This window comes from Fulvimarina uroteuthidis (assembly GCF_034321785.1).
Taxonomy (GTDB): Bacteria; Pseudomonadota; Alphaproteobacteria; order Rhizobiales; family Rhizobiaceae; genus Fulvimarina; species Fulvimarina uroteuthidis.
The window spans coordinates 295,602-310,395 of record NZ_JAXLPB010000004.1 but is presented as its reverse complement, the minus strand read 5'-3'; the positions used below and the strand labels follow the sequence as shown (position 1 = coordinate 310,395).

The window sequence follows — 14,794 nt, the reverse complement described above, 5'->3', positions numbered from 1 at the left end:
GCCTGACAGGCCGGACCTTGCAGCGCGCGGCGGTCAGGTGCCGTGGCGGGCGCCGTCCTCGTGGCCGGTGCCGCGAAGCTGGACGATCGGGGCGGAGTTGCGGCGGTGGGGCTGCGCGGCGGCGCGGTTCTGGTTCTGCTGCGAGCCGATCCGGAACTTCGCCATGGCCGACGCCAGCTGCTCGGTCTCCTCGGCGAGCGTCTGACTGGCGGCGGTGGCCTCCTCCACCATGGTCGCGTTCTGCTGGGTGATCTTGTCCATCTCCTCGGCCGCGCTGGAGACCTCGCGCAGGCTGACCGCCTGTTCGCGGGCCGACAGCGCGATCGAACCGATGACCTCGGTCATGGCGCTGACGCCGGTGACGATCTCTTCCAGCCATTTGCCGGACGCCGTCACCAGTTCCACGCCGCTTTTCACCTGTTCCGACGATGTCTGGATCAAGGCCTTGATTTCCTTGGCGGCCTCGGCGGAGCGCTGGGACAGGCCGCGCACTTCCATGGCGACGACGGCGAAGCCTTTGCCCGCCTCGCCGGCCCGCGCGGCTTCGACGCCGGCATTGAGGGCCAGCAGATTGGTCTGGAACGCGATCTCGTCGATGACGGAGACGATGGAATTGATCTTTTCGGACGACGCCTCGATCTGGCCCATGGCGACCACTGCCTGACCGACGACCTCACCACCTTTTTCCGCCTTCTGCCGGGCCTCGCAGGCCACCGTCTGGGCCTTGCCGGCGCCTTCCGCCGTGCCGTTGACGGCCACGGTGACCTGGCTCAGCGCCGCCACCGTCTGTTCGAGACTGGCCGCCTGCCGTTCGGTGCGCTGGGACAGGTCGCCGGCCGCGGTGTTGATCTCGTTGAGCCCCGTGCGGATCGAGCCGATCGAGGTCGCGACCTCGCCGATCGCGGCTTCCAGCTGCGCGACGGCATTGTTGTAATCGTCCGCCATGGCGCGGAAGTTGCCGGGCAGGTTGCTGTCGACGCGCATGCGAAGGTCGCCGTCCTGGATCGAGCGGAACGCCTTCGCGAAGGCCGACAGCGCCATCGACTGCTCCCGGTCGGCTTCGGCCTTCGCGGCCTCGACCTTTTTCCGCTCGGCTTCCAGCGTCTCCAGATAGACCGAGATCGCATAATCGATGTCGATCAGGACCGCCTTGGTGATCACGCCGATCTCGCTGGCGAGATGCTTCGATCGCTTGCGCCCGAACCGCGACGGCCAACGCTTGTCCACCACCTGTTTGATCAGCTCATCGAGGATCAGGGCATAGCCGCCAATGTACCAGCGCGGCTCGAGGCCGAGCCGTGCATGGACCTTGCCGACACTGGAGACGCCGCGAACATAATCCTCATCGAACGCGCCGCGCCCGATCTTTTCCCAGTGGCGTTCCTGACGCTGCTTGGCCGATGCGATCGTCGCCTCGTCCGAGAAGAACCGGCGCGTGTGGGAATTGACCCGCGCCTTGTCGTAGAAGCGGTCGAGGGATTCGCCGATCGACGAATTCAAGGTGGTGCGCATGTCGCCCAGAAGCTTCAACGCGTCGGCGTCGAGCCCGACGAAATCGAGGCGCTCCTTGAGCGTGTTCAGATCGGTATTCTCACTCATCACAGGGTCCCTCTTTTCGATGTGGCTGAACCGGCAATGTCGGGGCATTGTCATCGAAATCGGCGAAGCAATTGAAATCGAACGTGTATCGCCACGCTCGATCATCATTCGTACCCTGTTCGTTGAACGATCTGCGGACCGGCGGCGTCGTTTCCTTTACCCCTCGTTTACCGCAAAAATTATAATAAAATGTTACTATCACACCCGCTTTCTTTCGACGCGGTTCGTGTCCAGGCGTCGCACGAAGGGTTCGCAGGAGCGATCGAATGTGCGGGTTCCCATGGCGTTTGCCGCAAGCGCGTTCACGACCGATGCGACATGACAATCATGGGAAGCGACGCTGCCGACAAAGCGCGAGATCGAACGTCAATGGATAGAACGCCGGCTGTTATGTTTTGTTTTATTTATCTTCAGGGGAACGAACTTTTGCGTCGAGCCTTCATCTGAGACAATCGGACGACTCTGAGACAGTCGGACGGCTCCGAGAGAATCGAAGAGAGAACGACACATGTTTCATCATTCATCCAAGCTCCAATACACCGTCAAGGTCGATACGCCGGACCCGCAGTTCGCCAAGCTGCTGCAGCAGGCCATCGGCGGCGTCGAAGGCGAGATCCGCGTCGCCATGCAGTACTTTTTCCAGGCGATGGGTGCGCGTGGCGACGACAAATATCGCGACATGCTGATGATGACGGCGACCGAAGAGCTCTCGCACATCGAGTTCCTGGGTCATGCGGTTGCGCTCAATCTCGAAGGCGCGCCTGTCACCGCCAAGGAGGAGGCGGCCAAGGATCCGCTGGTCAACGCGATCCTCGGCGGCATGAATCCGCGCCATCTCCTGTCGTCCGGCCTGTCGGCGATGCCGGTGAACGCCAATGGCGTGCCGTTCGACATGAGCCATGTCTACGCCACCGGCAATCTGGCGGCGGACATGATGGCCAACGCCATGGCCGAGGGCAGCGGGCGCGTTCTCGCCTCGCGCCTCTACAACGCCACGGAAGATGCCGGCATGAAGGACATGCTGTCCTTCCTCATCGCCCGCGATACCATGCACCAGCAGCAGTGGCTCGCGGTGATCGAGGAACTCGGCGGCATGCAGGCCACCTTGCCGATCCCGAATTCGACGCCCGAGAACCATGAGGCGACGGAACATTCCTACTACTTCCTCAACACCTCGCTCGATCGTCCGACCCCGCAGGGTCGCTGGACATCGGGTCCCTCGCTCGACGGCCGTTCGCAGTTTTCGGTGAAGGACAAGCCGGAGCCCGAAGGTCAGGTCCCATCCCTCGGAAAGGCGCGTCCGAATTCCGGCGCACAGAAGGAGCAGATGTAATGGCTACGACAGTTGGAAACGAAAGCGATATCTCGGATCTGGTGACGAACCTGATCTATCTCGAGCACGATGCGATCGCAGCTTACGAATCGACCATCGAGAAGCTGTCCGACAAGGCGCTTGCCGCCCAGGTCCAGCGCTTTCTCGAGGATCATCGCCAGCACCTTTCGACGCTGAACAACATGGCCGCGGAACTCGGCATCGACGCGCCGACTTCGGGTGACATGAAGGGCCTCTTGACCACGGGAAAGATCGCGATGGCCAATCTGATGGGCGACGCGTCGATCCTCAAGGCCATGAAGACCAACGAGGACGACACCGTGACCGCCTACGAGCGGGCCTCGCGTCACGAGGGCGCCATCGCGCAGTCCCGGGCCTTCTTCGACAAGGCGCTGGCCGACGAAGTGCGTCACCGTGAATGGATGGAGCAGACGGCGAAGAATTACTGACACGAAGCTCGTCCGTATGCGCCGGGGCGGGAATGCCTCGACGCTTTCCATCGGCCAGCGACCGACCGCACGCCCGGATGTCCTTGCATTCGGGCCGCGGTTCGGTCGCTGGCCGATGTTTTCGTTCATCGCCGACGCTTGCTCCGCAAGGATGGTGACGCATCGTCCGCTCTTGGATAGGATCGCCGATGCGGCGCGCCATTGCGGCGAACCGCCGACTCGCGATGACCCTGCATCTGGAACTGGCCCGATCGAATGACCCCGACCTATTCGTTTCTCTCCATCGGCGAATGCATGATCGAGATGTCGGGGGGCGGGGAGACGGGTCTGTGGCGCATGGGCTTTGCGGGCGATACGCTGAACACGCTCTGGTACGCCAAGGCCGGCCTCGATCCCAAGGACGGCCCGGTGGCCTATCTGACGGCGCTCGGAACCGACGGGTTCTCCGATAAAATCCTGGCCTTTCTCGAGGAGAACGGCATCGCGACCGATCTGATCCGGCGCGTTTCCGACCGACGCCCCGGCCTTTACATGATCGAGCAGAGGGATGGCGACCGCCGGTTCACCTACTGGCGCGAAACGTCCGCCGCGCGCTGTCTCGCCGACGATCCCGACCATCTCGACAAGGCCCTCGACGCGGCCCGTCTTGTCTATTTTTCCGGAATCACCCTGGCGATCCTTCCGCCGCCAAAACGCGCCGACCTGATCGATCGGCTGACGCGCGCGCGCGCCGCCGGCAAGATCGTCGCCTACGATCCCAACATCCGTCCCGTTCTGTGGGAAGACGAGCGCACCCTTGCGGACACGATCATGCGCGGCGCGGGCGCGGCCTCGATCGTGCTGCCGAGCTTCGACGACGAGGCGCGCGCGTTTGGCGACGGGACTCCTGCCGATACCGTCGAGCGCTACCGCGCGGCGGGCGCCGAATTGGTCGCCGTGAAGAACGGCGGCGCGCCGGTGCTGGTGGATAGCGGCACGGACCGGTCCGAGATCGCCACCCAGTCCGACGTCGCCGTCGTCGACGCGACGGGGGCAGGCGACAGCTTCAACGGCGCGTTTCTCGCCGCTTTCCTCAACGGCGCGAGCGCTGCCGACGCCGCAAGAGCCGGCTGTGCCACCGCCGCGCGGGTGGTGGCGACGCAAGGGGCGTTGATCCGTCCGGCCTCCTAGCTGCGGCAGGCGGGTGGGGGATCGGGGACAGGGTTCTTTCCGGTTCGGCAACGAGGGCCAGCGCAGGGCCGGATCAGCGGGCGGCCGTTGCGTGGATGCGGGCCGAACGGCTCCGTCCCGACGTCGTCACCCGCGATCCGCAGCACGAGGCTTGCCGCGCGGCGTCTTAATATGATTTAGACCGTCATATTAAAGGACGGCCGCCTGGCCGTCCTGCACGGATCGACCGGACGATGACGCCCGTCGCGATCCATCGGCACTCCTCAACCCGCAGGGACGACGTCATGCTGACCGCTTCCGCACCCCTTCCAGTCGACGGCGCGCCGGCTCTCCTAGCCCGGATGCTTTGGCGGCTCTGCGAGCTTGGCGCCGGAACGGCCGGTGCGCCCGTCGCCTGCCTCCTGCGCGAAACCGCTCGCGGCTGTCCTCGGCGATCGCGCGCCCTTCCCGGCGAATGATCATGCTCAAGCGTTTCCTTGCCTATTACGCGCCCTACAAGGGGCTGTTCTTCCTCGATTTCGGCTGCGCCGTGCTCGCCGGTCTCCTCGAACTCGGCTTTCCGATCGCGGTGAAGGTGTTCGTCGACGATCTCCTGCCGGGCGAAAACTGGCCCTATATCGTCGCGGCGACGGTCGGCCTCCTGCTGATCTACGTGCTCAATACGGGGCTGATGGCGGTCGTCACCTATTGGGGCCACATGCTCGGCATCAACATCGAGACAGAGATGCGCCGCAAGGCTTTCGACCACTTGCAGAAACTGTCCTTCGGCTATTTCGACAACGTCAAGACCGGCCATCTCGTCGGGCGGCTGACGAAGGATCTGGAGGAGATCGGCGAGATCGCCCATCATGGTCCCGAAGACCTTTTCATCGCCGTCATGACCTTCGTCGGCGCCTTCGTGCTGATGCTCTTCGTGCATGTCGAGCTGGCGCTGATCACCGGCGTCGTGGTGCCGGTGGGGGCATGGCTGACCAGCCGCTACGGCGCGCGCATGACGGCGACCTGGCGGGCGATCTACGCCTCGGTCGGAGACTTCAACGCGCGGATCGAGGAGAATGTCGGCGGCATCCGCGTCGTCCAGGCCTTCGGCAACGAAAGCCACGAGCGCAAGCTGTTCTCGGCGAACAATTCGGAATATCGCCGCCGCAAGCTCGATGCCTACAAGATCATGTCCTGGTCGCAATCGCTGAACTATTTCTCGATGCGCCTGACGCAGGTGATCGTCATGGTGGCCGGCACCTGGTTCGTGATCTCGGGCGATCTGTCGAATGGCGGTTTCATCGGCTTCTTGCTTCTCGTCGGCGTGTTCTTCCGGCCGGTCGAGAAGATCGCCGCCGTCCTCGAGACCTATCCGAAGGGAATCGCCGGCTTCCGGCGCTACACCGAGTTTCTCGACACGCGGGCCGAGATCGAGGACCGGCCCGGCGCAAAAACGGTGGAAAGGGTCGCAGGGGCGGTCACGTTCGATCATGTGCGGTTCGCCTATGGCGGAAGCGCTCCGGTCCTCGACGATGTGAGCTTCACCGCCGCGCCCGGCGAGACCATTGCCTTCGTCGGACCGTCCGGCGCCGGCAAGACGACGATATGCGCGCTGTTGCCGCGCTTCTACGAGGTGAGCGCCGGGGCGATCCTGATCGACGGCACCGACATTCGCGACATGACGCTCGCTTCCCTGCGCAACCATGTCGGCGTCGTCCAGCAGGACGTGTTCCTGTTCGGCGGCACGGTGCGCGAAAACATCGCCTATGGCCGGCTCGAGGCGAGCGAGGCGGAGATCGTCGCGGCGATGCGCCGGGCTTCGCTCGAGGCGACCGTCGCCGCGCTGCCGATGGGTCTCGACACCGTCGTCGGGGAGCGCGGGGTCAAGCTGTCCGGCGGCCAGAAGCAGCGCCTGTCGATCGCCCGCATGTTCCTGAAGGATCCGGCGATCCTCATTCTCGACGAAGCGACCTCGGCGCTCGATACCGAGACCGAGCAGGCGATCCAGGCCTCGCTCGCCGAACTGTCGAAGGGACGCACCACCCTTGTCATCGCGCATCGCCTGTCGACCATCCGGCATGCGGACCGGATCTGCTTCGTGTCGGGTGGAACCATCGTGGAAAGCGGTACGCATGGCGAGCTGATGGCGCGCAGCGGCGCCTATCGCCGGCTGGTGGAGGCGCAATTGGGGATGGATCGCCCGTCGGCCGACCGGACGCCCGGCGGCTCGATCCTCAGCGCGGTGTCCTCGTGAGCATCGAGGCCCGATAGGGCCTTGCCGACGATGGCCGCGAAGAGGCCCGTCGGCAACCGGTCGCGAAAGGCGGGGCTGCCGGCCGGCCGCATCCGTCGCGATCGCCAGCTGCGCGCCGGGAAGGACGGCGTTCCGGCCCGGGCTCGGCGGCGCGCCTTCGGACAAGGACCGACCTCCCGGCGTCCGCTCATCGGACGCTTGTCTCGACCGGAAACCTGCTGTAGGACGTCAGCGTCCGTTGGGGTGCCCTGTCAGGGGCTGAGAGGCTTTGCGCCAACCCATCGCACCTGATCCGGGTCATGCCGGCGTAGGGAACGGAGCCTGGTGCGCATGATCTGCCCGCAACATCTCCCTTCTTTCGTCGGTAGACCCTCACAACGAGGGCGAGATGGGGAAAGTGGCGAAACGTTCCGGCGATCGTGGCTCCGGCAAGGGCACCCGTTCGCGCAATTTCACAGGTCTTCACGCTGATCCGGCGACAGCTGCTTCCATCGGCGTTCGCGCGGCGTTCGACGTTTCCTCGCCTCGTGACGCGCGCCGGCGCGAACCTGTCGCTCGTCTCCGGGACCTCAGGTCGTGACGCTGCGGATCACGATCCTCGGCGCCGGCGTCATGGGGCTTTGCGCCGCCACGGAGCTCGTCCGGCGCGGGGCGTGCGTCCGGCTGCTCGATCCGAAAGGACCGCCCGGACCGCACGGCTGCTCCTGGTGGGCCGGTGGCATGCTCGCGCCGTTCTGCGAAGCCGTCACCGCCGAGGCGTCGGTGGTGCGGCTCGGCCAGGAGGCCGCGGCATGGTGGGAAGGCGCGGGCGCTTCGGTCATCCGGGCCGGCACGCTGGTCGTCGCGCTCGGCCGCGACCGCGTCGAGGTCGAGCGTTTCGCGGCGCGCTCCACCGGGCACCGGATCCTCGATGCGGAGGGGCTCGACGCGCTCGAGCCGGGTCTTTCCGCGCGCTTTTCGCGGGCGCTGCACTTTCCCGGCGAAGCCCATCTCGACCCTCGCGCAGCCCTTGCGGCGCTGCACGTCGGACTGTCCTCCCGCGGGGTCGACGTCGAGGCGTTCCACGGTGCGGCCGACGGGACAGGCGGGAGCGATACGGACATCACCATCGACTGCCGGGGGCTGGCGGCGGCCGACACTTTGCCGGACCTTCGCGGCGTGCGCGGCGAGATGGCCGTCCTGCGGGCGCCCGACGTCGCCCTGTCGCGGCCGGTGCGGCTGCTCCATCCCCGCCATCCGCTCTACATCGTGCCGCGCGGCGAGGGGCTCTACATGCTCGGCGCGACGCAGATCGAGACGGCGCATCGCGGTCCGGTGACGGCGCGGTCCGTGCTGGAACTCATGGGCGCCGCCTACGCGCTCGATCCGGCCTTCGGAGAGGCAGAGGTGCTGGAGCTGGGCGCCGACGCCCGCCCAGCCTTTCCCGACAATCTGCCGCGCATTCGAAGGCGCGGATCGACAATCCTCGTCAACGGCCTGTTCCGCCACGGTTTCCTCTTGTCGCCCGCGCTGGCGCGGATGGTGGCGGACCTGGTGCTGGACGGCAAACATCCGGAGGTGATGGATGAAGATCATGGTGAATGGTGAGCCGCGCGAGATCGCGGCGGCAACGCTAAAGGACGCCGTGTCGGAGCTGGGTTACGGCGAGGCCAAGGTGGCGACGGCGGTGAACGAGAGCTTCGTGCCCGCCACCGCGCGCGGAGCGACGATGCTCGCCGAGGGCGATCGGCTGGAGATCCTCGCGCCGCGGCAAGGAGGCTGACGATGCCCGATTTCTACGGCACCCATGTCCCCTCCCGCCTGATGCTTGGCACGGCGCAATATCCCTCGCCCGCCATCCTCGCCGAGGCGTTCCGCCGCTCGGGCGCGGGAATCGCCACCGTCTCGCTTCGGCGCGAGACGGCCGGCGGAAAGGCGGGCAACGCCTTCCGCGAACTCGTCGGCGCGCTCGGCGTACACGTCCTGCCGAACACCGCCGGGTGCCATTCGGCGCGCGAGGCGGTGACGACGGCGCAGATGGCGCGCGAAATGTTCGGCACCGACTGGATCAAGCTGGAGGTGATCGGCCATGCCGACACGCTGCAGCCCGACCCGTTCGGCCTCGTCGAGGCGGCCCGCATTCTTGCCGCGGACGGCTTCAAGGTGTTTCCCTACACCACCGAGGACGGGATCCTGGCCGAGCGCCTGCTGGAGGCCGGCTGCGAGGTGCTGATGCCCTGGGGCGCGCCGATCGGAACCGGCCTCGGCCTCAACAATGTCTACGGCTTGCGGACCCTGCGCGCGCAGTTTCCCGACGTGCCGATGGTGATCGATGCGGGGCTCGGCCTGCCCAGCCACGCAGCGCATGCGATGGAGCTGGGCTTCGACGCCGTGCTTTTGAACACGGCCGTGGCGAAGGCCGGCGATCCGGCGATGATGGCCGAGGGGTTCGCCCGCGCGATCGAGGCCGGCCACCTGGGGCTCGAGGCCGATCCGATGCCGCCGCGCGACATGGCCGCGCCTTCGACGCCGATGTTCGGCATGGGGCTGCTGTCATGACGCTCGACCGCTTCTATCCGATCTTCGACGATCCGATCTGGCTGGAACGCGCCCTGCCGCTCGGGGTCCGGCTCGTCCAGATGCGGATCAAGGACCGCGATGCGCACGAACTGCGCGCCATGCTGCAGCGCTCGCGCGATCTGTGCCGGGCATCGGGCGCGACCCTCGTCGTGAACGACCATTGGCAGCTGGCGATCGATCTCGGGATCGACTGGGTGCATCTGGGCCAGGAGGATCTGGACGGGGCCGATATCGCCGCGATCCGCCGAGCCGGGATCAGGCTTGGCCTGTCCACCCACGAAGAGGCCGAACTCGACCGGGCGCTGGCGCTGGCGCCCGACTATGTCGCACTCGGTCCGGTCTGGCCGACGATCCTGAAGCGGATGAAATGGCACAGCCAGGGCCTCGAGCGGGTCAGCGAGTGGAAGCTTCGGATCGGCGCCGTCCCGCTCGTCGCCATCGGCGGCCTCAGCGTCGCCCGCGCGCCCGAGGCGTTCGCCGCCGGGGCGGACATCGTGTCCGCCGTCACCGACATCACGCTCAACCCCGATCCCGACGCACGGCTGAGGGACTGGCTGGAGGCGACCCGATGAGCCGCTACGACCGTCAGATCGCCGTCGAAGCCTTCGGCGCCAGCGGCCAGCGCCGGCTCGGCGCGGCACGGGCACTGGTCGTGGGCGCGGGCGGGCTCGCTGCGCCCGTTCTGCAATATCTCGTCGGCGCGGGCCTCGGCTCCATTCGTCTTGTCGACCCCGACAGGGTCGAGCGCGGCAACCTGCATCGCCAGACCCTGTTCCGGATGGAGGATCTCGGCCGCGCGAAGGTGGTGGCGGCCCGCGAGACGCTCGCCGCCCTGAACCCTGACTGCGCGCTCGAACCGGTGGAGGCGCGCCTCCATCCCGGCAATGCGGCGGAGCTTGCGGGCGGCGCCGACGTGATCCTCGACTGCGCCGACAGCTTCGCCGTCAGTTACGTCCTGTCGGATCTGTGCCGCGACAAGGGCATCCCCTTCGTCAGTGCCTCGGTGATCGGCACCGAGGGCTATGTCGGGGCCTTCTGCGGCGGCGCGCCGTCCTTGCGCGCCGTCTTCCCCGACCTGCCACGCCAGTTGGGAAGCTGCGCGGCGGACGGGGTTCTCGGCCCGGTTCTCGGCGTCGTCGGCAGCCTGCAGGCGCAGATGGTTCTGGCGATCCTCGCCGAAATCGCGCCATCGCCGCTCGGCCGTCTGGTCAGTTACGACGCGCGTGCCCATCGCTTCGGCGGATTCGATTTCGCCTCGGCGCCCGAACCGGCGAACGCCCCGGTCTTCATCGCGCCCGATACCATCCGCACGGACGATTTTCTCGTCGATCTGCGCGCCGAAACCGAGGCGCCGCTGGTGCGGCCCGAGGCTCTGCGACTGTCGGTCGACGCCTTCGGGCCCACGGGCCCGCACCCCGCGCCGGGACAGCGCGCGGTCCTTTGCTGCCGCAGCGGGCTGCGCGCCTGGACGGCGGCCGAACGCCTTTCCGCCGCCTGGCCCGGAGAGATCGCACTCGTCGCCCTCGGCGACCCACAAGGAGACGCTGCATGAAAACCGCCATCGCCTTCGTCCTCGCATGCCTTCTGGCGCCCATGCCCGCCGCGGCGCAGGACCGCATGACCGTGATGCTCGACTGGTTCGTGAACCCCGACCACGGCCCGATCATCCTGGCCGAAGAGCTCGGCTACTTCGACGATGCCGGCCTCGAGATCGAGATCGTGCCGCCGGCCGATCCGTCCGACCCGCCGAAGATGACCGCCGCCGGCCGCGCCGATCTGGCGGTCTCCTATCAGCCGCAGCTCCACCTCCAGGTGGCCGAGGGTCTGCCGCTGGTGCGGGTGGGCACGCTGGTGGCGACGCCGCTCAACTGCCTTCTGGTGCTGGAGGATGGACCGATCGAGACAATCGCGGATCTTTCGGGCGCCAAGATCGGCTTCTCGGTGGCAGGCGTCGAGGAGGCGCTGCTCTCGGCCATGCTGGCGACGGCGGACCTCACCCTCGATGATGTCGAGATGGTCAACGTCAACTGGTCGCTGTCGCCGGCGGTCATGTCCGGCCAGGTCGACGCGGTCATCGGCGCCTTCCGCAATTTCGAGCTCAACCAGATGGAGATCGAGGGGGCCGCCGGACGCTGCTTCTACCCGGAAGAGCACGGCCTGCCGCCCTATGACGAGCTGATCTACATCGCCAATCCGCAGACGATGAATGCCGACGCCGTGCGCCGGTTCCTCGCCGCCACCGAGCGGGCGGTGCAGTACATCGTCAATCATCCGGACGAGAGCTGGCAGCGCTTCGCCGCGACCTCGGCCGAACTGGACGACGAACTGAATCGGCGCGCCTGGAAAGACACGCTGCCGCGCTTCGCCCTGCGCCCTGCGGCGCTCGATACGGCGCGATACGCACGGTTCGAAACGTTCCTCTCCGAACAGGGTCTTGTGAAGAGCGTGCGTCCGGTATCGGACCTCGCCGTCGACCTGGGCGCCCGGTGATGGCTTCGGCAAGGATCGGGGCAAGCGCCCGGTTCCATCCGGCAACGGTCGCCGCGGGCCGAGCCGGGCCCGTCGGAACGCCCGGGTGACGGCGCCTCCGAGCCTGTTCGCGCGGGGATCGGCACGGATCGGGGGCGCCGCGGTCTTCGGTGCCCTCGACCTTCATGTCGAAGCCGGCCGCTGGACCTGCCTCCTGGGGGCCTCGGGCGTCGGCAAGTCGACCCTCCTGCGCTGGCTTGCCGGCACCGCCGACGCGGTGACGTTCGAGGGCGAGGCGGGCGCCGACGACGGGCGCCCGCTTCAGGGGCGGGTCGCGCTGATGGCGCAGACCGATCTGCTGATGCCCTGGCTGTCGATCCTCGAAAACGTTCTTCTGGGCCAGCGCCTGCGCGGGCTTGCGGCCGACCGGGCGCAGGCGCGCGACATCCTCTCGCGCGTCGGCCTTGCCGGGTTCGAAGCGCGCAAGCCCGGCGCCCTGTCGGGCGGCCAGCGCCAGCGCGTGGCGCTGGCGCGCACGCTGATGGAAGACCGCCCGGTGGTGCTCCTCGACGAGCCGTTCTCGGCCCTCGACGTGGCGACCCGCGCGCGCATGCAGGATCTGGCGGCAAGGGCGCTGCACGGGCGCACCGTCCTGCACGTCACCCACGATCCGGCCGAGGCCGCGCGGTTGGGGTGCCGGATCATGATCCTTTCCCGGGACCGGCTGGACGAGGTCGCCGCGCCGGCAAGCCCGCCGCCGCGACCGCCGGACGGCGAGGATGTGCTGGCCGCGACCGGCCGGCTCACACGCCTCTTGCTCGAGGCCGCATGATGGCGCTGAGGATTCTCGTGCCCGTCCTGTGCGCCCTGGCGCTGTGGCAAGCGGCGATCCTTGCGTGGGACGTGCCGCCCTACATCCTGCCCGGACCTCTGCGCGTCGCACGCACCTTCTGGAGCAATCGGGGCCTGATCCTCGACAATGCGCTCGTCACGATCGTCGAGGTGATCGCCGGGATCGTGCTGGGTGCCGCGCTCGGCTGGATCAGCGCGGTCACGCTTGCCATCTCGCCCGCGGCGCGTCTCGCGCTTCGCCCCATGCTTGTCTTCAGCCAGGCGCTGCCGGTCTTCGCGCTGGCCCCGATCCTCACCTTGTGGCTGGGTTACGGCATGGCGTCGAAGATCGCGATGGCGCTGCTCATCATCTATTTCCCGATCACGTCCGCCTTCTACGACGCGCTGATGCGCACGCCGCCCGAAAGTCTTGCGCTCGCCCGCGTCATGGGGGCGAGCCGCGCGCGCGCCATGTGGCACATCCGCATTCCGGCGGCGTTGCCGGGATTCCTCTCCGGGCTGAAGCTTGCCGCCGTCTATGCTCCGATCGGCGCCATCATCGGCGAATGGGTCGGCGCCTCGAAGGGGCTCGGCTATCTGATGCTTCTGGCCAACGGGCGCGCCAAGATCGACCTGATGTTCGCCGCGCTCCTGGTGCTGGCGATCTTCACGCTGGCGCTGCACCGGGCGGTGGACCGCGGTGCGGACGCGATCCTGGAGCGGCGCGGAACCTGAAACGCCGCTCGGCGGCCGAAAGACCATCCGCGCCGACCGTTCGCAAGCGCGCCGTTCGCCGTTCGCCCCCGGTCCTTTCTCACTCCATGAAGTCCAGCAGCACGTGGCTCATCTGCGGGAAGGCGGCGATGATGGCGAGGCCGATCAGGCTGGTGACGAGGAACGGGACCGCGCCGACCGCGATCCGTTCGAGCGACATCTTCGTGATGTTGGCGGCCACGAAAAGGTTGATCCCGACCGGCGGCGTGAACAGGCCGATCGCCAGATTGACCATCAGGACGACGCCGAACCAGACCGGGTCCCAGTCGAGCTTGTCGACCACCGGCATGAAGATCGGCAGCGTGATGAACATGATGGTGACGGCATCCATGAACATGCCGGCGATGAGGACGACGATCATGATCACCGCGAGAATGATCCACTCATTGTCGCTGAAGGCAAGAAGCGCGCCGGAATATTTCCCCACGAGATCGTCCACCGTCACGACCCAGCCGAAGAGGCTGGCGAAGGTGACGACCAGCATGACCACCGCCGAGGAGGCGCTCGCCTCGACGAGGGCTGCGTAAAGGGTTGTGACGGTGAGCGTCCGGTAGATGAAGAGGCCGACGAAGAGCGCGTAGACGGTGGCGACGATGGCCGCTTCCGTCGGGGTGAAGATGCCGGCATAGATGCCGCCGAGGATGACGACCGGTGTGAGCAGGCCCCAGAACGCGTCGACGAAGGAGCGCCCGACGCGCGCGCCGTAGGGCATGCCGTGATAGGGGGAGGGGGCGAGCGCCGCCAGCCCGCCGCCGGATCCGGCGAGCGCCGAGGCGTGGCGGGCCTTGCCCGCGAAGGGCAGGGTCGCGATCATCAGGAGGCCCATGAAGAGGCCGGGCACGATGGCTGCGATGAAGAGCTGGGCGATCGAGGTCTCGGCGATGACGCCGTAGATGACGAGGCCGATCGAGGGCGGAATGACGATCGACAGCGCGGCTCCCGTGCAGACCAGCGCGGCCGCGAAGGCGCGCGGGTAGCCGTCCTCCTCCATCCCCTTGATGATCAGCGGGCCGATGGCGGCCACCGAGGCGGGACCCGAGCCCGAGACCGCGCCCCAGAAGAGGCACACGACGGTGCCGACGACCCCCATGCCGCCGGGAAGCGAGCCGATGAGGACGCGGAAGAACCGGATCATCCGCTCCGCGATGCCGACCGTACCCATCAGGGCGCCGGCCAGGATGAAGAAGGGAATTGCCAGGAGCGAGAACTTGGCGATGCCGCTCGCCAGGAGATCGCCGACGAGATCGAGGCCGAAACCCAGCAGCCACATCGCATAGAGCGAGGACAGGCCGAGCGAGAAGGCGACCGGCACGCGCAGGGCCAGAAGCACGAAAAACAGGATCACCATCTGGGTGCCGGGATCGAGATCGAACATCG

14 protein-coding genes and 1 riboswitch are annotated in these 14,794 nt (G+C 67.2%); of the genes, 12 read left to right on the top strand and 2 right to left on the bottom strand.

Annotation, left to right across the window (positions count from 1 at the left end):
- Nucleotides 1–33: 33 nt before the first annotated feature.
- Nucleotides 34–1,599: a methyl-accepting chemotaxis protein gene (locus U0C82_RS13695; protein ID WP_322187723.1), complete on the bottom strand. Its 1,566-nt coding sequence runs from the start codon at nucleotides 1,597–1,599 to the stop codon at nucleotides 34–36.
- A gap of 508 nt (nucleotides 1,600–2,107) precedes the next feature.
- Here U0C82_RS13695 and U0C82_RS13690 point away from each other — a divergent pair.
- The 12 genes from U0C82_RS13690 (at nucleotide 2,108) to U0C82_RS13635 (ending at nucleotide 13,378) form a co-directional block, all read left to right on the top strand.
- The gene (locus tag U0C82_RS13690) at nucleotides 2,108–2,932 is read left to right on the top strand and encodes a manganese catalase family protein (protein ID WP_322187722.1); all 825 of its coding nucleotides are present in this window, start codon (nucleotides 2,108–2,110) and stop codon (nucleotides 2,930–2,932) included.
- Nucleotides 2,932–3,381 carry a DUF892 family protein gene (locus U0C82_RS13685; protein ID WP_322187721.1) on the top strand — a complete coding sequence of 150 codons (450 nt, stop codon included), beginning with the start codon at nucleotides 2,932–2,934 and terminating at the stop codon, nucleotides 3,379–3,381. Before U0C82_RS13690 ends, U0C82_RS13685 begins: the two co-directional genes overlap by 1 nt.
- A 255-nt stretch (nucleotides 3,382–3,636) precedes the next feature.
- Nucleotides 3,637–4,551 (top strand): sugar kinase, encoded by a 915-nt coding sequence (locus tag U0C82_RS13680; protein WP_322187720.1) that lies wholly within the window; start codon nucleotides 3,637–3,639, stop codon nucleotides 4,549–4,551.
- Nucleotides 4,552–5,011: 460 nt separating this feature from the next.
- Nucleotides 5,012–6,784: an ABC transporter ATP-binding protein gene (locus U0C82_RS13675; RefSeq protein ID WP_322187719.1), complete on the top strand. Its 1,773-nt coding sequence runs from the start codon at nucleotides 5,012–5,014 to the stop codon at nucleotides 6,782–6,784.
- A 229-nt stretch (nucleotides 6,785–7,013) separates the two neighbouring features.
- Nucleotides 7,014–7,115, top strand: a riboswitch (TPP riboswitch).
- 251 nt (nucleotides 7,116–7,366) lie between these two features.
- On the top strand, nucleotides 7,367–8,371 hold the full coding sequence (locus U0C82_RS13670) for an FAD-dependent oxidoreductase (RefSeq protein ID WP_416186689.1): 1,005 nt from the start codon (nucleotides 7,367–7,369) through the stop codon (nucleotides 8,369–8,371).
- Nucleotides 8,349–8,546, top strand: coding sequence for a sulfur carrier protein ThiS (gene thiS, locus U0C82_RS13665; protein ID WP_322187717.1), 198 nt, complete (start codon nucleotides 8,349–8,351; stop codon nucleotides 8,544–8,546). Before U0C82_RS13670 ends, thiS begins: the two co-directional genes overlap by 23 nt.
- A 2-nt stretch (nucleotides 8,547–8,548) precedes the next feature.
- On the top strand, nucleotides 8,549–9,322 hold the full coding sequence (locus U0C82_RS13660) for a thiazole synthase (RefSeq protein ID WP_322187716.1): 774 nt from the start codon (nucleotides 8,549–8,551) through the stop codon (nucleotides 9,320–9,322).
- Entirely contained in the window at nucleotides 9,319–9,915 is a 597-nt protein-coding gene (locus U0C82_RS13655) for a thiamine phosphate synthase (protein WP_322187715.1), read from the top strand. Before U0C82_RS13660 ends, U0C82_RS13655 begins: the two co-directional genes overlap by 4 nt.
- A complete protein-coding gene (locus tag U0C82_RS13650; protein ID WP_322187714.1) occupies nucleotides 9,912–10,895 on the top strand; it encodes a HesA/MoeB/ThiF family protein in 984 nt (327 codons plus the stop codon). The genes U0C82_RS13655 and U0C82_RS13650 overlap by 4 nt, the downstream gene beginning before the upstream one ends.
- On the top strand, nucleotides 10,892–11,833 hold the full coding sequence (locus U0C82_RS13645; RefSeq protein WP_322187713.1) for an ABC transporter substrate-binding protein: 942 nt from the start codon (nucleotides 10,892–10,894) through the stop codon (nucleotides 11,831–11,833). Before U0C82_RS13650 ends, U0C82_RS13645 begins: the two co-directional genes overlap by 4 nt.
- 85 nt (nucleotides 11,834–11,918) lie before the next feature.
- Nucleotides 11,919–12,644 carry an ABC transporter ATP-binding protein gene (locus U0C82_RS13640; RefSeq protein ID WP_322187712.1) on the top strand — a complete coding sequence of 242 codons (726 nt, stop codon included), beginning with the start codon at nucleotides 11,919–11,921 and terminating at the stop codon, nucleotides 12,642–12,644.
- Nucleotides 12,641–13,378 carry an ABC transporter permease gene (locus U0C82_RS13635; protein ID WP_322187711.1) on the top strand — a complete coding sequence of 246 codons (738 nt, stop codon included), beginning with the start codon at nucleotides 12,641–12,643 and terminating at the stop codon, nucleotides 13,376–13,378. Before U0C82_RS13640 ends, U0C82_RS13635 begins: the two co-directional genes overlap by 4 nt.
- 79 nt (nucleotides 13,379–13,457) lie before the next feature.
- Here U0C82_RS13635 and U0C82_RS13630 read toward each other — a convergent pair whose 3' ends face one another.
- Complete coding sequence (locus U0C82_RS13630; protein ID WP_322187710.1) at nucleotides 13,458–14,792, bottom strand: TRAP transporter large permease; 1,335 nt, start codon at nucleotides 14,790–14,792, stop codon at nucleotides 13,458–13,460.
- Between the last annotated feature and the right edge of the window lie 2 nt (nucleotides 14,793–14,794).